At 42.5% G+C, this 23,581-nt stretch carries 17 protein-coding genes, 1 tRNA gene and 1 pseudogene (1 of these 19 running past the window's edge); 7 read left to right on the plus strand and 12 right to left on the minus strand.

All coding sequences use genetic code 11. The annotated features are described in order from the left end of the window. Positions 1-518, minus strand: a pseudogene (locus COV43_00935) (hypothetical protein) (it extends 34 nt beyond the left edge of the window). Between COV43_00935 and COV43_00940 the strand changes: the two are divergent. Next, positions 517-705 (plus strand): hypothetical protein, encoded by a 189-nt coding sequence (locus COV43_00940; GenBank protein PIR26690.1) that lies wholly within the window; start codon positions 517-519, stop codon positions 703-705. The pseudogene COV43_00935 and the gene COV43_00940 sit on opposite strands and share 2 nt — an antisense overlap. Positions 706-744: 39 nt before the next feature. On the opposite strand, the gene COV43_00945 is transcribed toward COV43_00940, so the two are convergent. Both COV43_00945 and COV43_00950 read right to left on the minus strand, forming a co-directional pair. Beyond that, positions 745-1,293 carry a hypothetical protein gene (locus COV43_00945; GenBank protein PIR26691.1) on the minus strand — a complete coding sequence of 183 codons (549 nt, stop codon included), beginning with the start codon at positions 1,291-1,293 and terminating at the stop codon, positions 745-747. A gap of 23 nt (positions 1,294-1,316) precedes the next feature. Then, a complete protein-coding gene (locus COV43_00950) occupies positions 1,317-2,651 on the minus strand; it encodes a UDP-glucose 6-dehydrogenase (GenBank protein PIR26692.1) in 1,335 nt (444 codons plus the stop codon). Between the two features lie 140 nt (positions 2,652-2,791). Here COV43_00950 and COV43_00955 point away from each other — a divergent pair, with 140 nt between their 5' ends. After that, a complete protein-coding gene (locus COV43_00955; GenBank protein PIR26693.1) occupies positions 2,792-3,304 on the plus strand; it encodes a hypothetical protein in 513 nt (170 codons plus the stop codon). Between the two features lie 52 nt (positions 3,305-3,356). Then, a tRNA-Arg gene (locus COV43_00960) sits at positions 3,357-3,432 on the plus strand. Between the two features lie 115 nt (positions 3,433-3,547). On the opposite strand, the gene COV43_00965 is transcribed toward COV43_00960, so the two are convergent. Further along, positions 3,548-3,793 carry a hypothetical protein gene (locus COV43_00965; GenBank protein ID PIR26694.1) on the minus strand — a complete coding sequence of 82 codons (246 nt, stop codon included), beginning with the start codon at positions 3,791-3,793 and terminating at the stop codon, positions 3,548-3,550. Between the two features lie 261 nt (positions 3,794-4,054). After that, positions 4,055-6,310, minus strand: coding sequence for a hypothetical protein (locus COV43_00970; protein PIR26695.1), 2,256 nt, complete (start codon positions 6,308-6,310; stop codon positions 4,055-4,057). A gap of 102 nt (positions 6,311-6,412) precedes the next feature. Between COV43_00970 and COV43_00975 the strand changes: the two genes are divergently transcribed. The 3 genes from COV43_00975 to COV43_00985 all read left to right on the plus strand — a co-directional run bounded on the left by COV43_00975 (position 6,413) and on the right by COV43_00985 (position 9,998). Continuing rightward, positions 6,413-7,477, plus strand: coding sequence for a hypothetical protein (locus COV43_00975; protein PIR26696.1), 1,065 nt, complete (start codon positions 6,413-6,415; stop codon positions 7,475-7,477). A gap of 167 nt (positions 7,478-7,644) precedes the next feature. Continuing rightward, positions 7,645-8,961, plus strand: coding sequence for a hypothetical protein (locus COV43_00980; protein PIR26697.1), 1,317 nt, complete (start codon positions 7,645-7,647; stop codon positions 8,959-8,961). Next, positions 8,949-9,998 (plus strand): hypothetical protein, encoded by a 1,050-nt coding sequence (locus tag COV43_00985; protein PIR26698.1) that lies wholly within the window; start codon positions 8,949-8,951, stop codon positions 9,996-9,998. Before COV43_00980 ends, COV43_00985 begins: the two co-directional genes overlap by 13 nt. Positions 9,999-10,164: 166 nt before the next feature. On the opposite strand, the gene COV43_00990 is transcribed toward COV43_00985, so the two are convergent. The 3 genes from COV43_00990 to COV43_01000 form a co-directional block, all read right to left on the minus strand. Then, entirely contained in the window at positions 10,165-12,291 is a 2,127-nt protein-coding gene (locus tag COV43_00990; protein ID PIR26754.1) for an EscV/YscV/HrcV family type III secretion system export apparatus protein, read from the minus strand. A gap of 251 nt (positions 12,292-12,542) precedes the next feature. Beyond that, positions 12,543-15,221 (minus strand): preprotein translocase subunit SecA, encoded by a 2,679-nt coding sequence (locus COV43_00995; protein ID PIR26699.1) that lies wholly within the window; start codon positions 15,219-15,221, stop codon positions 12,543-12,545. An 87-nt stretch (positions 15,222-15,308) separates the two neighbouring features. After that, positions 15,309-16,259 (minus strand): hypothetical protein, encoded by a 951-nt coding sequence (locus COV43_01000; GenBank protein PIR26700.1) that lies wholly within the window; start codon positions 16,257-16,259, stop codon positions 15,309-15,311. 357 nt (positions 16,260-16,616) lie between these two features. Between COV43_01000 and COV43_01005 the strand changes: the two genes are divergently transcribed. After that, complete coding sequence (locus COV43_01005; GenBank protein PIR26701.1) at positions 16,617-17,267, plus strand: NAD(P)H-dependent oxidoreductase; 651 nt, start codon at positions 16,617-16,619, stop codon at positions 17,265-17,267. A gap of 11 nt (positions 17,268-17,278) precedes the next feature. Here COV43_01005 and COV43_01010 read toward each other — a convergent pair whose 3' ends face one another. The 4 genes from COV43_01010 to COV43_01025 form a co-directional block, all read right to left on the minus strand. Further along, entirely contained in the window at positions 17,279-18,076 is a 798-nt protein-coding gene (locus tag COV43_01010; GenBank protein ID PIR26702.1) for a protein phosphatase, read from the minus strand. A gap of 117 nt (positions 18,077-18,193) precedes the next feature. Beyond that, positions 18,194-19,885, minus strand: coding sequence for a multifunctional 2',3'-cyclic-nucleotide 2'-phosphodiesterase/5'-nucleotidase/3'-nucleotidase (locus COV43_01015; GenBank protein ID PIR26703.1), 1,692 nt, complete (start codon positions 19,883-19,885; stop codon positions 18,194-18,196). Positions 19,886-20,164: 279 nt separating this feature from the next. Continuing rightward, positions 20,165-22,504 (minus strand): hypothetical protein, encoded by a 2,340-nt coding sequence (locus COV43_01020; protein PIR26704.1) that lies wholly within the window; start codon positions 22,502-22,504, stop codon positions 20,165-20,167. A gap of 33 nt (positions 22,505-22,537) precedes the next feature. Continuing rightward, complete coding sequence (locus tag COV43_01025) at positions 22,538-23,548, minus strand: hypothetical protein (protein PIR26705.1); 1,011 nt, start codon at positions 23,546-23,548, stop codon at positions 22,538-22,540. Between the last annotated feature and the right edge of the window lie 33 nt (positions 23,549-23,581).

The following is a 23,581-nucleotide window of genomic DNA, read 5'->3' on the forward strand; positions in this document are numbered from 1 at the left end:
TTTTTTTCAAATTTTTTAACGTCAACAAACTCTGTGCTCGCATTGAGTATTGCTATTTTTTCAGACGAGGAAAAATCAGCGGGCAGATCTCGCTTCACTGTTCCGTTTGTGCCACTTTTTAAAAACCCATCCACTAAATGTGCAAACTCACCTTGGCCATAAAGATAAAACTCATCAACACCCTCGGCCTCAAGTTTCAACATTAAATTACTAAAATGTTTTTTAAAATCTTTGTACGTGTGAATCGTTTCCACAATATACTTGTAAGAAAGAATTGTTTTTTGCAGAAGTCCTTTTGGCGTCAACAAATACTGAACTGATCGCATATTCATGCGACTTACTTTAATGTGGCCTGTTTTGATCAACTTTTTCAAGACCGCATTCACAAAACCAACCGACATACCGGTATCACGAGCAAGCTGACGCTGTGATATGGCTCGGGGCTCTAGTGAAAGTGATTCCAAAATGGAACGTTCACTTTGCGAAAGTTGTGGAGTGGTGTTGAGTTGAGTTTCCATGAAAAATGAGAAAAAGACAGGCTACCGCCGGGGCACATTCGGAAAATGTACCAAAAACAGAGAAGAATTCGTTCCGCTATACTGTTCACTTTTAGATAGAAAACATCTTGTTCAAGCTGTGAACGTTCGATTGGCGAACACTTCTAGTCACTTTGAAACAGAGCGTCAAGTGCTTATTCATTTCTAGAAGATGAGTGGAGTTAGAAGGAGTTGTTAAAGGATAACTTTAGAGGTATTCAACCTCAACATCCCATAATTCTGCACGAATAGTTTTGTGATAGGCCTCGATCAAAACTTTAATACGTCCATCGGCAGAGGCAGGTTTTTCCAAAACTCCAACAAGGTCTTTTAATGGCCCATGTATAACTCTAATTTTCGAGCCTTTTGAAAGTTTTTCTGCCGTTGCAAACAGCCCCTTCTCATTCACGTGCTCTTGCAGAAGTTCAACAATACGATCATGTACCGGAACTGGAACAGAATCTACGCCCAAAAGTTTCCGTACGCCTCTTGTGTAAAGCACATTGCGATGATGTGTGGGATCATTCAAATCAAGACGAACAAAAAGATAGGAAGGAAAAAGAGATGAGGATTTTTCAAAATACTTTTCTGCGCGACGAACACGCTTGAGAATGCGAGGATAAAAAACTTCATATCCAACTTGCTTCCAACGCATCTCCACAAAAGCTTCACATGCCGGCTTGGTCTGGGCAATATACCACCTTGGTAAAGCATTTTCTTTTTTCTGTGCCTGCACGAGCAAAACTCCTCCCCACATTAGTTTTGTAGGAGATATGTTTTTTATTTTCCAATTGTAGTAACAGCAAACCCAAGCGCAGCAAGGGCTGTAGAATCATACAATAATCTTCCATCAAAAACAGTAGGCGATTTCATAAGCTGTTTTATTTTTGCAAAATCAGGACTACGAAACTCCCGCCACTCTGTGCACACAAGAAGTGCATCTGCATTTTCTACGCACTGATAAGCGGTATGACACCATTCAACACGAGAAGCTAAATCACTCAACGCAGCTTTTGCACTCTCTTCTGCAGCTGGATCGTAGGCTGTCACTTTTGCTCCCGCTTCCAAAAGATTTCGAATAAGATCTAACGATGGTGCAAATCGAACATCGTCTGTTTCAGCCTTGAACGCTAAACCCCAAACAGCAACTTTCTTTCCAGCAAGTTGCTTCATACCACCAAAATTTTTTACAATTTTATTCCAAAACCATTTTCGTTGTTCGTCATTCGCTTTATCTGCGGTTTCTACAACACTGAGAGAAACATCGTATTCTTTTCCAAGTTGAACAAGTGCCTTCATGTCTTTTGGAAAACATGAGCCACCGTATCCAAGACCTGCATAAAGAAAATCGGAACCAATGCGAGGATCGGAACCTATGCCTCGACGGATAGCTGAAATGTCGGCACCAACTACTTCGCAAAGGCGTGCAAGTTCATTCATAAACGAAATGCGCGTAGCCAACATTGAATTTGCGGCATATTTGGTCAACTCAGATGATGCAATGTCCATTTGCAAAAAACGATCTTGCTTAAGCATGAAGGGAGTATAAAGCTTGTGAAGTTTTTCGCCGACCTCTTTTTTTTCTACTCCAACCACCACGCGGTCAGGCTTCATAAAATCTTGAACAGCCGCGCCTTCTTTGAGAAATTCTGGATTATTTGCAACTGAGATAAATGCATCAGCATCTAACCCCCTCTTTTTCAACTCTTCCGCGATAACAGCTTTTACACGAAGCGTTGTTCCAACGGGAACTGTACTTTTTGTTACCACAATTTTTGGAGTGTCAATCAGCTCTCCCAGTTGTTTTGCAACTGCTAACACATTGCTAAGGTCTGCCTTTCCCTTCTCATCGGGCGGCGTATCAACACAAATGAAACATATTTCTGCTTCAGCCAAACCTCGTTTGAGGTCTGTGGTAAAAAAGAGTCTCTCTTCGACACTGTTTCTTTTTACGATTTCTTCTAAACCTGGTTCATAAATCGGGATTCTGTGATTTCGCAGGCAATCAACTTTTTTTGCATCTTTGTCTACACACCAGACTTGATTGCCCACATCAGCCAGGCAACTGCCTGTAACTAAGCCCACGTATCCTGTTCCAATAATGCATAACTTCATCTTAAAAACTCCTTTACCCGCCTTCTGTTCATCTGAAGGGGCGGAGTGTTAACTGATCACCTCTAAAAAAACAAGTTTTTTTCATTTAAGCTTCATGCTAGACAACTCGCCTTAACCACCCTTTTTTATTGGAGTTTTTCATGTTCGGATCTCTTTTTCTTCTTTTTACCGTCACCCTTCTCCCTTTTTTTGAACTCAGAGCCTCTATTCCTCTTGGAATTCTTTCAGGTACCCTGCAACTTCCGCTGGGCTATCAGATGAGTGGTTTGGGGCTCAACTGGGCATTGGTATTCATAATCTGTGTTTTCTCCAACGCTTTTTTAGGTCTTATTTTGTACCCACTCATCAATCGTTTTATTCATCTTTTAGAACACATTCCCACATTCGGAAAACACTGGACGAAGTTCACGCATCGAACTCAAGCCAAAATTCATCCTTATGTTGAAAAATGGGGAACACTTGGAATTGCACTTTTTGTTGCTGTTCCCCTTCCCGGAAGCGGAACATACTCAGGCGCGCTTGGCGCTTATCTTTTAGGATTAAGCTTTAAACAATTTCTCATTGCTAATACCATCGGAGTTTTTTTAGCTGGAGCTGCTGTCACCCTTATTACGGTAAGCGGTAACGGATTATTCAAGCTCTTCTTCTCGTAAACCTTGATGATTGACGAAGCCTGGCAGAAAGATTAGGAGCTTCGGAAAATTTGCACCCGTAGCTCAGCGGATAGAGCACTGGTCTTCGGAACCAGGTGCCGGGGGTTCAAATCCCTCCGGGTGCGCAAAAATTTGGCGTAAACCAAATTTCGTTTACGTAATTCGAAATTCGTTCTTCGAAAAGATATCAAAAAACCGATGCAGTTTACATCGGTTTTTTATGGTATCAATTTTAGGTTTTTCTTACTGCAAACTTTGCTCAATGTCTTCAAGAGCTTCTAGGGCTACTTCGTCTTCGGGATCAACTGCTAACAATTGATGATAGGCGTTTTTAGCAGCTTGTAGCAAACCAGCCTCAAGTAAAATGCTGGCATACTCGTGCGCACGCTCATAATGCTCGGCGCCACCATCTTCTTCAAAACGCTCCTTTAACAAGTCTACAATTTTTTGATTGAGCTCTAAGAGATCTTTTTCTTTTTCATTCACCATTTTTCCTCCTTGGGTGAAAACCTAGATGGGGCAAGGGAACATAAAGTCAAGCATTGCTCGCAAAAACACATGGGGAAATGCTAATTTTTCATTAGACCTCTTGCATAACCTGCTGCGCAACCCAATGACTTCGTTGGGGCACCCCAAAATCCTCACGTATTTCCATATACGCTCCGGTTTCGGGGCCCCGCCCCGCCTCGTCCTTGGGCTGCTCGCTACGGTTATGCAAGAGGTCTATTAAATCTCAACAATTTAGATGGATCATTGTGGAATAGGTTTTAGTTTTACCACCACCGGATTGAACTCATTTACCGTGAGGTTGAGGTTGAGATCGGTTGGCAAATATCCCTCTTGCTCAATTCGAATACGGTAATTTCCAAGCGGCAACTCATGCAAAATCACCGGCGTTTGTTGCGCAACAGACTTGTCATTTACCACTACTTTTGCACCCTCAGGCTCGGAATGAATATAGAGCACAGACTTGAAGGGAGAAATTTTTTGGAAGAGATCATTGGCTTCTTGCTTCACCGTTTCATCCTGCGCCTTCAACATCACTTCAACCAAAAGTGGGAGTGACTCGTTTGTTTTTCCCTGAATGGCGTACACATTTACAATGCCAAGCATGGCTGGATAGCGATTTCCCTCATCCGTTTTTGCTTTTTCAAAATATCCAAGTGCTCGCTCTAAATCACCGGTGCCCAAATACGCTTTGCCCAACATGTACTGCGCCAAACCTTCTTCGGAAGAAGATGGCGTACTGGCAAGGGCTTCCGCCAACTCATTCACCGCTTGTTGATACATTTTTCTGCTCAGTGCAGCTTTTGCATTGTTGATGTGCGCACCTGAGAGTGAAGTTTTCAGCTTCACTTCGGTTGCATACGGCGTATTGATATCTACTTTCAACGCTTCGGTATGCTCGAAATATCCTTCTTTTCGAAGTGTCATCTGATGTTCACCAAGAGGAAGCATGCCGTTGTATGGAGTAACACCAACTTTGCTTCCATCTACAAACACATCGGCATTTTCTGGGAACGAACGAATGGCAGCAGGAAAGACACTTAAGTCTTCATCACTCACCGCCATGACATAAGATGGATTTTCAGTTTGAAGTTTTACTTCACGGCGATAAATAATATCTTGCACAAAGGTTTCGGAACTTTCACTGAGCCTTCTCGCGCGACGAAGTTCGATAATGTAATTGCCATATGGAACATAGATAGGCTTCTGCAACACAATCTCATCAAGCTTTGCCGAGCGTTGATTGAAACGATCGTAGTCGAAACTGCCTTCGAGATAAAACTGAACATCGCGAGGTAAATTATCAACCCTGATCATCCCAATAGGGCCACGGAATAAAAGTGGAATAACGGATTTATCTTTTGAAACGGTAAATTCGAGATCTTGCGTAAACTGCTCTTTTATTTCTGGAAGGACAAAGTCTGCGGTTGCCGTGTAGGTCTTGTCTGGTTCAAGCTCCAAGTTTATTCGAAGTGGCGTACGTCCCAAAATTTTTCCTTGGAATGTCACCTCGGCGGAAATAGGACTGGAAGCAAAATCGAGAAAAACCGGAAGCGTATTTGACTGCGTTGTGCCTGTTGCAGGCGAAAGCGTTTTTGTTTCGGAAGAAGCATCTAACGGTGTTGCTTCAGGGCTTGCGCCTTCTAATGCTGTCTGAGATTCAGGTGAGGACTCTGGCGCATCTGCATTTTGTTCTGATGATGTTTCTTCAGGAAGAATATTTTTGGCACTTTCGGCTGGTGTTTCAGTTTTTTCAGGCTGAAGAACTGCAGCTTTTTTGTTGGGCAATTCTTTTTCTTTTTTCCCATTAAACAAATATGGCTTCAAGAAAAACCCGAGCGCCAAAACAACACAAAGAATGCCCACTGCTAAAAAGATTTTTTCCCGTTTTGTGCGCGGAGACATTTTTTTCTTTTCGGCTTTTTGTGTTTTCTTTTCTTCTTTTGATTTCTCTTTTGCTTCTCTCTGCAAATTTTCTACTTTTTTCATCACACTTGCAGTTTCACCATCTGGCTCTGCTTGAGCAAACACTGTTCTATCGACCATGATGTAATCGGCTGGAAGTGTCATCTCTTCTTCAGTTGAAATTTCTTGCGTAACGAGACGCAAAAGATAAATGCCCACTTTAACCAAATCTTTGTGCCCAATCATCACCGATTCATGAATGAGCCTCCCATTTACGAGTGTCCCATTTTTAGAGCCGAGATCTTTTACCTGAAACGAACTTCCCTCTACAAAAAGTTCTGAATGCTGACGTGAAACACTTTGATCTTCAAGCCTCACATTTGCAGCAGATGAGCGACCAAGAACATGACCACCTTGGCCGAGGCTAAACCGCGTACCAACACGTGGCCCGTCTACAACAACCAAATATGGTGGGCTCAATTTTTCGGGAGACGGCGTAATTTCATCGCCATGTGCAGAAACACCAACAAGTGTTTTTTCGTGAATATCGGGATGAGAACCGGTTAGCTCTGATTTTTTATCTTCATCTGCCATGTTCCGGCTGCACTATCATAGTTGAAAAAAAGCGTCCACAGTATTCTGGGGGAAGTCTAATTGAGTTGATTTCTCTCTCTGTTCATCTTAATCAAGAAAGCTATGCGATTCCTTTTTACTTTCTTTTTTGGTGTTCTTTTTTTTCTTTTTTCATCAGCTTCTCCAACGAACGCGTCTTGTGTTCATTGGCCCCAACTGATGCACTATTCTTTGGCTGCACATCAAAAGAAAAATACTGCAATTTACCTCCAATCTTTTTCCTTTGAAGGCAAAAATGCACAACTTACTTGGCTTCGTTCTGGCATTCCTTTTTTGTTGGGCGACTATCTTTCAAACACCAATCTCGTTTCGGTGCTTGAAAGTGATCAAAGCAACAAAGAAAAAATCAACTACATCCTTGAAGGAACTTTCCATGAAGCAAAAGGAAATCTTCAAGTGTATATCAGCTTAAAAGATAAACAGCAGAAACTTCTCAAAACATTTTCACTTCAGATTCCATATCCTGAGCACACTGCTTTTTTTGAAACCCTTAAAAATACCAGCGAAGAAATACTGAAAGCGCTTAAACTTTCCTTTCACGAAGAAGCGCTGCAACAAATACGAAATCGTACACAGTCAACGCAGGCCTATCAATGGTTTGTGCAGGGCAGAAAAGAATTATTTCAGTTTACCGAAGCTTCTGCTGAAAAGGCATTGGCTGCTTTTGAAGAAGCAAAAAGTGCAGATCCCAGATCACCTCTTGGCTATCAGGGTGTAATCGACACCAACACTTTTTTGGGACTCGTCGCAAAACAAAAGAAGAAAAATTTTTCACCTTTCTACAAAGCTGCTGCAAAAGAAGTTGAAGTCATGAGAAAAATTACACAAGAAAAACTAACTCCTTCGCTTCTTGCATTTGAAAAAAGTGGAGATGAAAATGATGGCAAGAAATCAAAAACATCGGCAAATCGTTTTCTTGCAAGCCATAATGCCTTCTTAGAAGCCTTGCATTACGGAGATCAAAAGCAATTGAAAAAAGCTTTCACAGCTCTAAAAACAACGGTGGAGCTTGTACCTGAAGATGCTGTGGCTTGGCATTTTCTGTCTGATGTGGCAACAAAACTTGGAAAAACAGAAGAAGCTAAAAATGCTTATAATCAAGTAAAGCGTTTAGACCCGTGTTTCTGACGAGGAATTTAGGCAATTTACTGTCATTGCGAGTTTTGCAAAGCAAAACGTGGCAATCTCCTCAGACGATTCACAAATTCAATTTGTCAGAGGAGATCACCACGTCGTTACACTCCTCGTGATGACACGCAAATTGTGAGAATTGTAGATCCCGCATCAAGTGCGGGATGACAAAAACAAGATTATTTCACTTTGTTGTTAGTGACATTAAAGGAAAACTATTTATGCTTTTTGAAAAGAAAAAACCTTGTCTTAGTTTTATATTCGCTCTTCTTTTTCTTGTGTTTGCCTCACCAAATCTGGCGGCAAAAAAGAAAATCACGCAACCCACCGAACGAGCTGTCTACCACAACAATCGCGGCATTGTTTTCCTCGATGCAAATGATCTCGATCGCGCCCTCTTCGAAATCAAAACCGCCATCGAACTTTCTCCAGATTATGTGGAAGCCTACAACAACTTAGGCATTCTTTACAAAAAGAAAGGGCTCTACCCCGAAGCGATTAAGCAATTTGAAAAAGCTATTTCCTTGGATAAGCGCTATGCTTCTGCCTATAGCAACTTGGGCGCTGTCTATCTGGCGATAGGAAATATTGATGACGCCATTAGCACTATAAAAAAAGGGCTCAAAAAAGATAACACTCAAGCTGATGCTCATTATAATCTTGGACTTTCCTATCTTGAAAAAGCTACGGCTTCAAAAAAATCATCTTACATCGATAATGCCGAAAGCGAATTTAAACTTGCAACTCAACTCAACCCAAACTTGAGATACGTGCATGAAAAACTTGCCGATGTTTACCGCAACCTTGGAAAATATGAACTTGCTGTCATTCGTTATCGCTTAGCCTTGGATGATCAGCCAAATTCTGTTGAGCTGTGGAACAAATTGGGAAACCTTTATTTGGAAATGCAACAACCAACAAAGGCACAAAACTGTTTTCTCAAAGCACTTGAACTCAACGCAAATTCTGCTGATGGTCACATGCAACTAGGCGTCTATTATCTTGGCCAGAAAAAATATCAGGAAGCCTTGCAAGAATTTTTAAGCACCACAGCGCTTGATGCCAGCAATGATCTTGCTTGGTTCCGACTTGGATCAAGCTATTTTGCACTTGCAAGCGAAGCGAGCCAAAACAACAAACCAGATCAAGCCGAACACTTTTATTCTCAAGCCATGAAGGCGTACGAGAAAGCTGTCAAAATCAATCCCACACTAGCCGACGCGTACTACAACATGGGCCTCGTTTTCCTTAAACAAGGAAAACTTTTGGATGCAGAAAAACAATGGAAGTTGGCGCTTGCAATTTCTCCTCAACATGCGCAAACACTTTACAACTTAGCAACGCTCTACCAAATGCAACATAACACTCAAGAAGCAGGAAGTACTTTTTGCCGGTTCTTAAAAGCTGCAGGAAAAGATTTTCAACAAGAGCAAGAGCTCGCACGAAAAGTTATTTCGGGTAATTATCAATGCCAACACTAATTGTCAGCGAACGCGGAAAAGAAAAAGAAGACGCTCTTCACTTTGACAGTGACGTCATTTCTATTGGCCGTCATGACGATAATTTTATTCACCTCCCTTCTCATCGTATTTCTCGATATCACGCCGAAATCGTGAAACAAAAAAATGATCATTTCATCAGCGATCTTGGCAGTGGAAATGGCACTTTTTTAAATGGTCAACGTTTGGAAGCGAACGAACAATTTTTGCTCAAACGTGGCGATGTGATTACCATCGACACCTTCGACTTACGCTACCTTGAAGATGACAAAACAGAACCTGGACTTCAAGAAGATGAAGTCACCGAAAGTGACGTGTTAGAAGTAAAACTTCTCAAAAAAGTATTGGCAGCACTTGATAAAGAAACTGCACCTAGCCTGGAAGTGTTGAATGGAGTTGAAGAAGGCAAAAAAATGTATCTCACGGATGACATCACCTCTTTCATCGTGGGCCGTGATAGCGAAGCTGCTTTTCCCATCAATGAGCATGTTATTTCAAGACATCACGCAAAGATCAGCAAAAAATGGGGCGGCATTTCCATTCGAGATCTCGAAAGCAAAAATGGAACTTTCGTAAATAACCGCAGAGTAGTGGAAGAATTTCTTCACGATGGCGATCGCATTGCGTTTGGAACTATTTTGGTTATGTTTCGAAATCCGCAAGAAATTAATGTGGAAAGCTTTGAGCGCATGGCTTCAAAACGAAAACCTGCGGCGATCAATCCAAATGAAATTCCGCTCACTGAAAAAACTGCTGCGCCAGAAACTTCTTCAGCTGAAGAACATGAAATGGCGGAAGATAAAAGCAAAGAAGACGTTTCGGAACAAAGTGAACAATCGGTTTCGGAAGAAATGAAAAAGAAAAAAAGCTTCTTTAAACGCAAAATGAAAACTGCTCTCAACTACCCCACTCCTCACACAGCTCAAAAGCTCACCACTACCGAAATAAGCCTCATCGGCATCGGCAGTCTCATCCTGCTTTTGGCGCTGATCACTATTATCAATTTGTTGTTTTCGTGAGGAATTGTATTTGTCATCCTGAGTGTAACGAAGGATCTCCTCGTTCAATTGCCAGAGGAGATTGCCACGTCTTGCTTCGCAAAACTCGCAATGACAAGGGGATGACAAATAAATTCTGTCAGCGAATTATCTAACACATACAGCAATGACAGCAAAGTGTTGCAATTTAAGCATTAGCAGCTTGAAGAATTTCTTCTGGCAATGAGACTCTTGCAATAGGTTGAATGCGCAAGTTTTCTGAAAGCTCTTGATAGGAAAGCACTGAAAGTTGTGGAAATTCGAGTTCCACAATTTTTCGGAAATACCTTCTAATTTCTGCTGTGGTAAGAATAACGGGAGGCCGCGCTCCAGGAGGAAATGGATGTGAGGCAATTTCTTTTCCAACTGACTCCACAATTTCTTGCGTAATCTCTGGCTCAAGCGCCAAGTAGTTTCCTTTTTCTGTTCTGCGAATGGAATTTTTTACCAAGTCTTCAATGTCCGGATCTAACAAGTACACTGCAAGCGTACTATCTGGACCAGCATATTTGTGCGTAACATAACGCTTCAATCCCGCACGCACGTGTTCAGTAAGCACCAAGGTATCACGCTCAATTTCACCCCACTGCGCAAGCGTTGCAAAAATGGTTTTTAAGTCTCGAATGGCAATGTCTTCTTGCACCAAGCGCTGTAAAATTTCGGAAAGCTGCAAAAGGGTAATCACTTTTGGAATAAGTTCTTTCACCAAAGCTGGATGCGTTTTTTCCAATTCAGAAAGCATGGTCTGCACTTCTTGCGCGCCCAAAAATTCTGCGGCGTGCTTACGCAACACATACGAAAGATGCAAAATGAGATACTCTGCAATATCCCACATTCTAAAACCTGCTTGCGTTGCCACATTGCGATGTTCCTCTGCAATCCACGTTACAACAGATCCATCGATAGGATGAATCGTTTCAATGCCTTCAATGTTAAACAGCTGCAGTTGCTCAAGAGGCTCACCCACCAAAATGTGGCCCTGCATAATTTTCCCCTTGGCCACTGGAACCTCATTGATGTTGATCATGTAAGCTTCAGCTTCCATATCAACCGTTTGCCCACGCACTTGAATACCGGGAAAATTCACACCTAACTCATAATATAAACCATGTCGCAAAAGAGGAATGAGCTCATTGATAAATCGTCCACCATCTTGGCTATCATCCACAAAAGGAATAAGAGCAGAACCCACTTCAAGCGAAATGGGGCTTGGCATAATAAACGGCAGCACATCGCCATGTTTTTTGATGGCTTTTTTCACGGCTTCTTCTCGTGGTTGCTCTGCAATTTCCTGCACCGCTTTTTCTTTTGACCTCATCATAAAAAATGCAGTGCCCCCAACCAGCAAACTCATAAGAGCAAAAGGAATTTTAGGAAGACCAGGAACAACCGCCATTATTCCCAACATAATAGAAGCAATAATCATTGCTTTTGGATAAGCCGTAATTTGTGTAATGATATCTCTTCCAAGATTACTATTTTCTTCTTCAGACGTAACACGTGTCACAATAATACCAGATGAAACTGAAATAATAAGCGCTGGAATTTGCTGCACCAAACCGTCCCCAATGGTGAGCAAAGAATACACTTCAATAGCCTCAACAAATGGCATTCCTCGCTGAGCCACACCAATAATGAATCCGCCGATAACGTTGACGAGAGTAATAATCATACCGGCAATGGCATCACCCTTCACAAACTTCATGGCTCCGTCCATGGCTCCATACAGTTGACTCTCGCGTTGCAACTTCGAACGACGTTCCATCGCTTGTTCCATGGTGACAATGCCTGCACGAAGATCAGCATCGATCGACATTTGTTTTCCCGGCAAGGCATCCAACGTAAACCTGGCTCCCACTTCAGAAACACGCTCGGCACCCTTTGCAATAACGATGAAGTTTACAAGGGTTACAATGAGAAAAAGAATTCCACCCACCACATAATTTCCCTGAACTACAAACGAACCAAACGCTCGCACCACTTCACCCGCATCAGCTTGAGAAAGGATAAGACGCGTTGTTGAAATATTCAGCGACAGGCGAAACAAAGTACTCAGCAAAAGAATGGTTGGAAATGAAGCAATTTTTAAAGCATCAGAAATATAAAGAGATGAAAGAAGAACTACCACACCAATGGTAATCTGAATCGTGAGCAAAATATCCACGATTGATGTTGGCAGAGGAATCACCATCATCGCCATCACCATGACAACAAGCACCGCAATGAGCACGTCGCTGTACTTTGAAATCATAGTATTGATGTTGAGAAAGGGAATACCGGATGGTGAGCTACCACTATCGTTTGCTGAGTTCATGGCCATATGATTAAGTGATCCTTTTGATATCATTAATCTTTAGTGCAAGCAGTATACCAGACTCTAGAACAGAAAAAAAGAAACAAGAACAAAGGTGGTACATGAGAATGACTTTCAAGCTTGTCATCCTGAACGAAGTGAAGGATCTCCTTGAAATCATTTAGATTCTTCGCATGCGCTCAGAATGACAGCATGTTAACAGTCCACACGCCCTAGGCCCCGCAGCATTTTTTGTATTTCTTCCCCGAGCCACAAGGACAGGGGTCATTTCGCCCCACTTTTTCCTCGTCGCGCTTTACCGTCTCTGCCCGCATATCGTGATCTCCACTCGCTTCCCGCGGAGCTTTGGCTTGTAAAGCTGAAGCTGCAAGGGCATGTTTTACCTGAAGCGCGGAACGTTTTGCAGTTTCTTCTTTTGCCCGGTCAACACTCTCTTCGCTGGTCACACGAACGCGGAAAAGTTTTTCCACCACATCATTCACAAAGCTGTTCATCATACGATGAAAAAGCATGAAGCCTTCTTTTTTGTACTCAAGCAACGGATCTTTTTGAGCGTAACCGCGCAATCCAATCCCCTCTTTCAGATGATCCATTTGCAGCAAGTGTTCTTTCCACAAGGTATCCAAAGTCTGCAACGTGATAATTCGCTCCACCTGTCGCATGATGTGCGGAGTGTTTTCGGCTTCACGTTCGTTGTAATATCCCACTACCTTTTCGAACATCTTTTGGCCAAGCTCTTCTTGGCTCAAGCTTTTGTCGCTTTCACTCAAAATGGGAGTGGGCAAATCGAAACGCGCCTGCATTCTTTCTTCAAAAATGCTGGCGTCATATTCATGACTTATTTTTTCTGGAATACATTCTTCTACAATTTCGGTAAGCGCTTGATCTATCATATCAAGCACCATTTCTTTATTATCTTCTTGGGTCAACACTTCGCGGCGTCTTCCATAAACTGTAGTACGCTGCTGATTCATCACATCATCAAATTCGAGAAGGTTTTTTCGAATTTGAAAATTGTGGCCTTCCACTTTTTGCTGTGCATTTTCAATAGCACGTGAAAGCCATGGATGTTGAATTTCATCTTCTTCACCCATTCCAAAACGTTCCATTAAACCGGAAATACGATCGCCTCCAAAAATGCGAAGCAAATCATCATCAAGCGAAAGGTAAAACTGAGAACGACCAGGATCACCCTGCCGGCCAGACCGTCCACGAAGCTGATTGTCGATACGCCTGCTTTCGTGACGCTCGGTACCCAAAATACAAAGGCCGCCAGCAGCAAGCACTTCTTCTTTTTCTTTTGCGCACAAGGCTTTGCACTCTGCCAAGACCTTTGTATACTCCTCAGGATTTTCTTCGGGATTTACTTTTGATTTTGCCAAGAACTCTGGATTACCGCCCAAAACAATATCAGTTCCGCGACCAGCCATGTTCGTGGAAATAGTGACAGCATCTTTTCTTCCGGCTTGCGCTACAATTTCGGCTTCACGTTCGTGCTGTTTTGCATTGAGCACGTGATGCTTCACTCCAAACTGATTCAAAAATTTACCGAGTCGTTCAGATTTTTCAATTGAAGTGGTTCCCACCAAAACGGGTTGATGTTTTTTATTGAGCTCGCGAATTTCTTCAACCACGGCACGAAACTTTGCGTTTTCAGTTTTGTAAATTTTGTCCGCCATGTCTTCGCGACAAAGAGGTTTGTTTGTGGGAATAACGCGAACATCAAGATTGTAAATCTTGGCAAACTCCGGTGCTTCAGTATCTGCCGTTCCTGTCATCCCAGAAAGTTTTTCATACATTCTAAAAAAGTTTTGAAAGGTAACCGTAGCAAGGGTTTGATTTTCGTTTTCAATGTTCACATGCTCTTTTGCTTCGACTGCTTGGTGTAAGCCATCGCCCCATCTTCTTCCGGGCATAAGCCTTCCGGTGAACTCATCTACGATAACAATTTTTCCGTCTTTAATAACGTAATCGACATCAAGCTTGTACATCACATGCGCGCGCAAAGCTTGATTCACATGGTGGAGAATTCCGATGTTGATGGGATCGTATAAGTTTTCGAGGGAAAGAAGTTTTTCTACTTCAGCACAACCTTCATCGGTGAGCATAACTGACTTTGCTTTTTCATCGATAGTATAATGCTTTTCAACTTTGAGATGAGGAACAATTACATCTACTTTTCGATAGAGATCTGTTGATTGCTCGGCCTGACCAGAAATAATCAGCGGAGTGCGCGATTCATCAATGAGAATAGAATCCACTTCATCCACGATGCAAAAGTAGAGAGGCCGTTGCACAAACTGAGCTGCATCAAACTTCATGTTGTCACGCAGATAGTCGAAACCAAATTCATTATTGGTTCCGTACGTAATATCAGAACCATAAGCTGCTTGGCGTTCGGCATCGTTGATACCATGCTTCACCACTCCAACCGTCATGCCCAAAAACGCGTACAGCTTTCCCATCCACTCGGCATCTCTTGTTGCCAAATAATCGTTCACCGTAACTACGTGAACCCCTTTACCCGCGAGAGCATTGAGGTAAGCAGGCAAAGTGGCAACCAGCGTTTTTCCTTCGCCTGTTTTCATTTCGGCAATGTTTCCTTCATGCAACACAATACCACCAATGAGCTGAACATCGAAATGACGCATACCCAAGACGCGAATGCTAGCTTCACGCACAACGGCAAATGCTTCTGGCAAAAGATCGTCAAGCGCTTCGCCATTCACAAGACGCGCTCGAAACTGGGCGGTTTTTGCTTGAAGCTCTTTGTCGCTCAATGGCTTTAAGGCAGCTTCGTGCGAGTTGATCTGATCGATAAGCGGACTCATCGCCTTCATGACGCGCTCATTTTTGGTTCCAAATATTTTTTTCAACGCCTGCGAAAACATAAAAATACCTCATCTCTACTTGCTTCTCAAAGGAGGAAGGCTACCGACTTATCGTTTTTTGGTGGTGATGAAAAGGTAAAATTTCTTTTAGATTTTTTCTGCAATGTAAAGCATTGGGTCTACCGGAACACCATCAACGTGAATTTCATAATGCAAGTGTGGCCCCGTGCTACGGCCCGTATTTCCCATACTTGCCATGACCATACCACGTTTAATTGTATCGCCTTCTTTCAAAAAAATGTGCGAACAATGGCCATACAAAGTGCTAATACCTGAACCATGATCGACAATAAGGGTGTGACCATAACCACTTTTGTATCCCGCAAAACTCACGACACCATTTCCAGGCGCAATAATAGACGTGCCTCGTGGACCAGCAATATCAACACCTTCATGCCATCTGGAATGATTTGACCACCCTCTTCGATCGCCAAACTCGGAAGTAATCCAACCACGAGTTGGCCAAAGGGTTGGCAAAGATTTCCAAGGAAGAAGTTTGTCATTTCTTTCTGACAAAACAAAATGAACATTCTGTTCGAGCTTATTTACGTTGCTTTCCAGGGAGCTAATGTTTTCAGAAACACTATCAATGTCTAAAAGAGAAAATGAAGATTCCCACTGATTAGCCTTTTCAAGAACGGCACTTTGCTGAGTGGAGCGCTGAAAAAAGCTAAGATCGTGGCTATCGATGGGGCCTGTTCCTTGCTTGGTAAGCTCATGCTCTTTCAAAAGACTTTCAAGCTTTCCGGTAAAACGTTTTGCTCGCCCCAAGGAACTTGCCAAGGTGGCAACACGGCGCTGAAGCTCGGCCTTTTCAAGTTGAAAATGGGTTGCTTCTTGGTTCTGAAGTTTAGCCTGCTGGTAGAGACGTTGGTAGGAAAAAGTTTGGAACACAAAGTAAACAAAAAGCGACGAAAAAAACACCCCAAGCACCGCAACAGAAAAAATATGCTTAGCTTTGAGTTCGAAACGTTTTACATTGGCGCTTTCTTTCGAAAGACAAAGAATGCTGTATTGCTTTAGTTTTATTTTTTTCATGTTTCAATTCATCTCCTAAAAGAGATGAGCGAGTCATCCTAACGTGGTTTGAAATTCAAGTGACTCGTGTCTATCAACTCACCCTTCCAGTGTCAAGAAAAGTGAAAGCTTATTCTCTCAGAAATGAGCTGAAAAAGAGCAGTCTAAGAGATTGAATTTAAAAGATGTTTTTTATTTTATGATCCTTTGGACAATTTGCTGTCATTGCGAGTTTTGTGAAACAAAACGTGGCAATCTCCTCTGGCAATTGAAAATCGAGATCACCACGTCGCTATGCTCCTCGTGATGACAAAAAAGATGACAAAAAAAACTGAACACCGTAATAGATTGCTCTTTTTTAACCGGGAGAAAAGGATAATGGAAAACTCACTTCAAAAGACCATACTCGAACAACTTCAATGGCGATATGCGACAAAAAAATTTGATGCCCATAAAAAAATCTCTGAAGCTAATTGGCATGTTCTGGAAGAAAGTTTACATCTTTGTCCTTCTTCGTATGGATTACAGCCTTGGAAGTTTTTAGTCGTTGAATCCGTTGAACTTCGGAAAAAACTTACGCCCGCTTCATGGAATCAAACGCAAGTTGAAGACTGCTCGCATTTTGTTGTGCTAACAGCTCTCACGTCATTAACAAAAGAATATGTGGAGAACTACATCAAGCGCATCTCAAATGTGCGTGGAACTGAAAAAGAAAAGCTGCAAGCTTATCAAACAAGAATCGAAAACAGCCTCATTAATGCGTCTCATCATGAAGCCATTCGAGAATGGGCTTCGCGACAAACCTATATTGCAATGGGATTTTTCTTGAACACGGCTGCATTACTCAACATTGATACTTGTCCTATGGAAGGTATTATTCAAGAACAGTATGATGAGATTTTAAATCTTAAAAACAGCGGATACTCAAGCGTAGCAGCTATTGCAGCTGGATACCGAGATGAAAGTGACGCACTACAACACGCCAAAAAAGTTCGCTTCGAGAAAGACGATATTATGGTGAAAGTATAGAAGAGGATCGTTTAAGCTTCGATGGTTTCATCTTCACTGGCTGCGGCACTCAACGCTTCAACTTCTGCAAGCACCACGGTGATATTGTCATCTCCGCCGCGTTCGTTCGCCAAGTCAATTAAACGCGCGCTGGCATCGTCCAAAGAATTGTGAACCAAGATATCTTTTATCTCATTTGCATCAATCAAGTTTGAAAGGCCATCGGAACAAAGTAAAAATTTGTCTCCAATATTGAGTGCACGGATTTCAACATCAGCTTCCACTTCATCTTGAAAGCCTACCGAACGCGTAATGATATTTTTGAGCCGATGCGACTTTGCATCTTCTTCTGAAATAAGCCCAGCTCGTATTTGCTCGCCAACTAAAGAGTGATCTTGCGTGATTTGCTCTACCTCACCATCGCGAACACGATAGGCGCGGGAATCACCAACATTGCCTATGTACACCAAGTTGTTGCGGAACAAGAGCATCACCGTAGTGGTGCCCATGCCTTTGAGGGTTGCTACTTTTTTGGACTCATCAAAAATATGAGCACTTGCCATGGAAATGGCATAGCGAATATAGGCTCGGTAATCGCCTGGAGAAAGATTCATTCCTTCTTCTAAGGTTGTTTCTGGATCGCCTTCTAAGGTATCGATGATCTCCTTCACCGTTTCAACCGCAAGTTTGCTGGCCCGCTCGCCACCTAAATGGCCACCCATACCATCTGCAACAATAGCTAAATTGAGTTTTTCTGAGATAATGTAGCTGTCTTCGTTCTTTTGGCGACGCTTTCCTACATCAGACTTTCCTGCAAAGCGAACTTGCATGCTTTCCCCTTCTCCAAGACTTTGAAACTATTATGATATTATGAATAGTGCCCGTTGAAAAGGCAAAAAAGGCATTAGCCTGCATTTTACCCAAACATCAGGCCTTCTGGCAGCAGCTTATGGCTTTGAAAGGTCGATTATGCGACCATCAACTTTTGGGGACAAACTTTTTTGCTTCGAAAAAGCCTCTTCGACGAGGGTGAACATCGTAATGCCCGAGTTGTAGAAATTCTTTTCGTCCCAGACATAGCCATCACCACCACTTGCCAGAAAATCGTTTGTTGCTAATCGGTAGGTTTTCTGGAGGTCTAAAGCTTTTCCCTTAACGCTTACTTCAAGGATTCTTTTCCCCGAAGCTCTTCGCGCATCATAACGGAAGCTCATGCCCGCCACTTGAGGAAAGGCACCACTTGCGTGCTCCACTTTACTCACTCCGTGTTCCAGAGCTTTCCACATTTCTTTTCCGCTTACTTCTAGCACCACAAGTGTGTTGGGAAACGGAAGCATATCAAAAAGTTGATGCCGCGTAAGTTTTCCAGCTGGAATGTGAGTGCGAATTCCACCGCCGTTGATAAGCGCCACATCAGCTTCGTGACCTGCAATAGATTTTGTGCGTTCTAAAAGTGTGTCGGCAATAAAATTGCCAATGTTGGTTTCTTGCGTTCTTACTTTTGTGCGTTCGCCATCAAGAGGAACTTCTGTAACGGCAAGCACTTCCTCAAGGCGTGGCCCCAATTTTTTCACGATGGCATCAACCGCTTTTTTCATTTCTTGGTCTTCGGCAATATTTTCGGTGTAGGGAAAAAGTTCTGCCGAAAAAGCTACAAGCTCATCTTGATAATAATAGAGATCAGCGCGACCAATCGCTTTTCCGTATTCCCACGCTTGAACAATGGAAGTCCCATTCACATATTCCGGTTTCCGTAACGGAGTGTGGGAATGTCCGCCAACGATGAGATCGATGCCATCAACTGCTGCGGCAATTTTTCTGTCTTCCTCAACGCCGGTGTGGCAAAGCACTATCACTCTATCAGCTTTTTTCTTCAGTTCTGGAACAAGTTTACGCACTACTTCTTCGGGTGAAGCAAACTGCAAGCCTTTTACATTGTTGGGATGAGTTGAAATGGGAGTTTCTGGCGTGGTTAATCCCAAAATGGCAAAACGAATTCCGGCAATTGTTTTAAACGTATAAGGTGTAAGGAAATATTTTCCATTGTGGGAATAGACATTCGCAGAAAGAAGTGGAAGATTGAGACGACGTTTTAATTTTAAGGTCTGCTTGGAACCGTAGTCAAATTCATGGTTTCCCGCCGCCATCGCATCGTAACCCAAAAGATGGAGAAGCCCAATAATCGATTCTCCTTTAAACAAATTGCCATACAAACTTCCTTGCGTGGTATCACCTGCATCTAAAAGGAGAAAATGTTCCGAACTTTTTCGCCACGCTTTAATGACGCTGGCTATTTTTGCATAGCCAAATTCTTTTGCGCGTTTATTTTCCAAAATGTGGCTATGAACATCGTTGGTATGTGCCACGGTAACTTGCGTGGCAAGTGCATTTCCCAAGGCTTGATAAAATTCTGCTCGCGAAAGGTGTTTTTTTTGGGGAAGCTCAATTTTTTGACTTGAAAGCTTCGAAAGCGAAAAAGCAATTTCTTGTGGAGTAATGGCTTCAAAGAAATTTGCATTTGGGCTTGCCACAAATTCCTTTTTCACAAGCCAATCAAAATGTGAAACGTGCTGAAGTGGCGCTGCTTGAAGTTGAAGTGAAAAAAGCAGACACCACAAAAACAAAACAATTTTTTTCATACTCTTCTCCAAGAATCTCCCCTCTTAAATTAAGAGGGGGCTGGGGGAGTTATTGCTTTGTGAGGAGAAAACAACAACTTCAATTTGCCTTTTGTTATCTTCTGGCTTGATTTTTCACTGTCATCCTCGCGCAGGCGGGGATCCAGCAATTTTAAATTTGATGAGAACTGTGGATCCCCTGGTCAAGCCAGAGGATGACAAACAAAGAATAACTCCACTCTGCCACATTTCGACTAACGAAGTCTTTGCGCAAGCACAAGGGGAAAGTGGTGTTGGGGTTTATCTGATGCGACGGTAGATTTGAAACAACATTGAGCCTTCATGAAAGTGAGTTGTTGGAAACAAAAACTGAAGATGAGGTGTTTCATCATACTGCCCAGGTAATCTCATATCAAAAACTTTTTCAAAATCAGATTTTCCTTCCATACCAACATAAACTTGCTCGCTTTGAAAAACGAGATAAGCACCCACGGCAACATCTCTTGTAGGGTAAGTTGAATCAATGGAGCGACCGAGAGGAGTAATACTTCTTTGAATAAATTGGGAGGTCCCAGGAAATGGATTTGTCCATGCAACAATATGAGCTGGAGTAGCAGCTGCAATGTCATCAGCTTCAACAGCATACTTTATTCTTTCTTTCGCTTTCACATCAGAATGTTTGGCCAATCTGTATTTATGCACAGTAACAGCTGGTGCATTCGGTTCTTTCACCACAACTGACATTCCCAGATTTGCTGCAACAACTGCCAATCCAATGTTATCTGCTGGTCCATTGTCTATCAGCAAAATATTTTCTAAATCTTGTGCTCCCGCAAGAAGGCGAAGGACCATTTCTAAACGAGGGAAAGAAAAGATTCGCTTCGCCAATGCTGCTGCTAAAGAAATTTCAGTTTGATCATGATCAGTAAACGAAGCTTCTCCAGCAAAAATAGCTTCTCTCACCTGCTCTGCTCTCTGCTCTCCTTCATACGCATAGGCTGGAACACGATCAAAAACAAAACCAAGCGCTACCGGCAAACTGGCATGGGGAACGATGAAGCCGTCGTCTAAGTTTTGCTGAAACTGTGCTTGCAGAGAACTTGGTGCGCCTTCAGTTGCGGAAATTTCACCTTCCCAATTCAGCAACGAAGCAGGGAGTGTGAAGCGGAAGCTTGTGCCTTGGCCTTCGATACTTTTTACCCAAAGTGGGCCAGCGCCAAGACGGTTTAAAGTGCTGATGACAGATGAGACACCAATGCCGTGGCTTTCCGGCAAATCAACTTTTACTTCACGAGCTTCAAATTGACCAAGGCGCCGTTCGACAAAACCTGCACTCATGCCCATGCCATTATCAGTCACCGTTATTTCAAGAGAGCCATCTGCTAAAATGCGGGTGTTTGTTTCCACTTTTCGTTCACCAGCGGGAAGATTTGAATTGTGATAACGTGCTCCGTTGCTGACAAGATTCAACAGAATATCATTGAAAGAAAAAAGATGATCGCGCTCCTTAAAGGAAACTCTGTCCATTTCTTGATAAGGATAATAATATTTAACTTCGTGGTGATGAAGATCTGAGACAAGTAAAGCTCTTGTTTGTGAAAAAACATCTTCAAGATGAGCCACATCATGCTCTGAGCGAAGAAGAGCGATATCCTCAGGCAAAAGGATTTCCCCTCTCACACAATCCTCTCTTACAAAATTTATGGGTTCAACAACTCCTCTTATTAGAGAGCTAAAATCATGCATCGTTGTACTCAATTTTTTTCGAGCTGAAGCATCCGCATCAATATTTTGCATGAGCCAAAAAACAATATTTTGAACATCAAGAAGCTGTGATCTAGATCTATCAATAATTTCCGAGGCGTGCTGTAAGTTTGTATTATCGTCTTCGCTTAAAGCTTTACCATCCATTTTTTTTTGATTTATCTCGAGTAAAATCTTTCTAGCTTCTGATATGTCATTCCAAAATCTCTCTCTCAAAGCATACCCAAAACGTTGAAGCTTACGTAGAAAATCTGAAGGAACTTGCACACGAAAAGCCTCTGAGACTTTTCTATGCCAATTTTTATTTTCTGCAGTATCAATGCCTTCTCGATCTCTCAAAAGCAAAAGCAGAGAAAGCATCTCTTCCATTGAAGTTTTCTCACCAAAGCCAACAAGGGTAAGAACATTTCCATCTTCAGCAGAACAAGAAAAATGAATATCGGATGGGATGGATAAAGCATGAGACGCAAAGGAATTTGCACACTTTCTTTGCATGAATGACCATAAGGTAAGAGCTTGTGTGAGAGCGTGCTGAGAGTTTGAGCCATTTTTCGCATGTGGAGTGAGGCTCACTTTCACCTTCCACTCTGGCCTTTGGCCAAGCCGCAGCAGCACTTCACTTGCGCGGAGCACACTGCTTGCTTTCACCGTTATAGTGTCACCTGCAAACTTCACAGCATAAGGAGCTTTCGTGCAAAAAGGTTTGTCGCTGTTTAGAGGAATGTGCGAATAATATCGCGTTCCAGCTGCTGGAGTAGCCAAAAGAGGTGAGTGCATACATCCAGAAAGTACAGCAGAAAACGGAAGAGGAATCGCGAGAGAAACACGATCTACTCCGATGACAAGAAAAGGCCTAGGAGGGGTAAAAACACTCATGTTCCCTTATCGGCCTTTCGGGAGAAAAGTTGCTTACACAGCTGATGTTACGCCAAGTACTCTTTCGATGCCGTGTTGAAGCAAGAATGCGGCTTCATCGGCTCTTACTGCTGCTATAGCTGCAACTAGTGGATGATATCGATTAATTCCACGAAGACAAGTATCAGAGAAAGTGCATGTTCCGTCAGAAAACACTCTAGCACTATAAGTAGGAAATGGATCGCTTATACTTGAAGATGCAGTAAGATGGAGAAGAGCATCAATCCTTCGTTGAAGCTCATCGGCCTCAGGATAAACATCATGATCAGAATGCAACAAAACCTCTTGCTCAATTTGATTACGATTTCTAGATGAAGGTGATGTTAAAAGTCTGGAAAGCAATCCTCCAAAACCATCTTGAGCATCTCGATTCAACAAATCAAAAAGCAACATCGCACTTAGTTGTACTCTACGATCATGACGTTCAATAGCACCATGTTCAACAACAAGACGATCTGCAAGCAAAAGAGGTGTATTGTTCGCATCGCCATCATGGACAAGTGAAGGAAAAGCATAGCCTATTTCGAACCGGTAATTATCAGGATCTTGAAAAGAGATTCCTAAAACCCGTCCCCAAAATTCTTCTGCCCCTGCTAAAACAGTTTCTCCACCAGCAATTATTCTCTGCGTTACCTCGGCAAATAAGCGTGAATCACCACTGTTCGTAAAACCAGCTGCTTCAAATGTAGGTGGCAGCTCTCCATGCACAAGTGCCCATTCTATTGGCGTTTGGTTGCTAAATTGCCTTTGTGCAAAATGCCACAAAGGAAGGGCAGTATGCCAGTTAGACTGTGTAGCTCGTGCCAACACATCTTCTCTGTCTGGACATTTTTGCACAAATGCTTGCAGCGCTCTTCCCACATTCGTAGCATTTTCACCAGTAAGAGTTACCCGTTGCCAAAAGTTTCCCGTAGCATCTATGCTTGGCATATGTGGAGCTCCAGTTAATTGCCATGCAAATGTGCGTAAAGTTGCGGGGTTTAATCCAAATTGTGTCATATTCATAAAATCTCCTTAAAAGAATACAAGCCCCATACT

Source organism: Deltaproteobacteria bacterium CG11_big_fil_rev_8_21_14_0_20_42_23 (genome assembly GCA_002796345.1).
Lineage (GTDB): Bacteria > UBA10199 > UBA10199 > 2-02-FULL-44-16 > 2-02-FULL-44-16 > 1-14-0-20-42-23.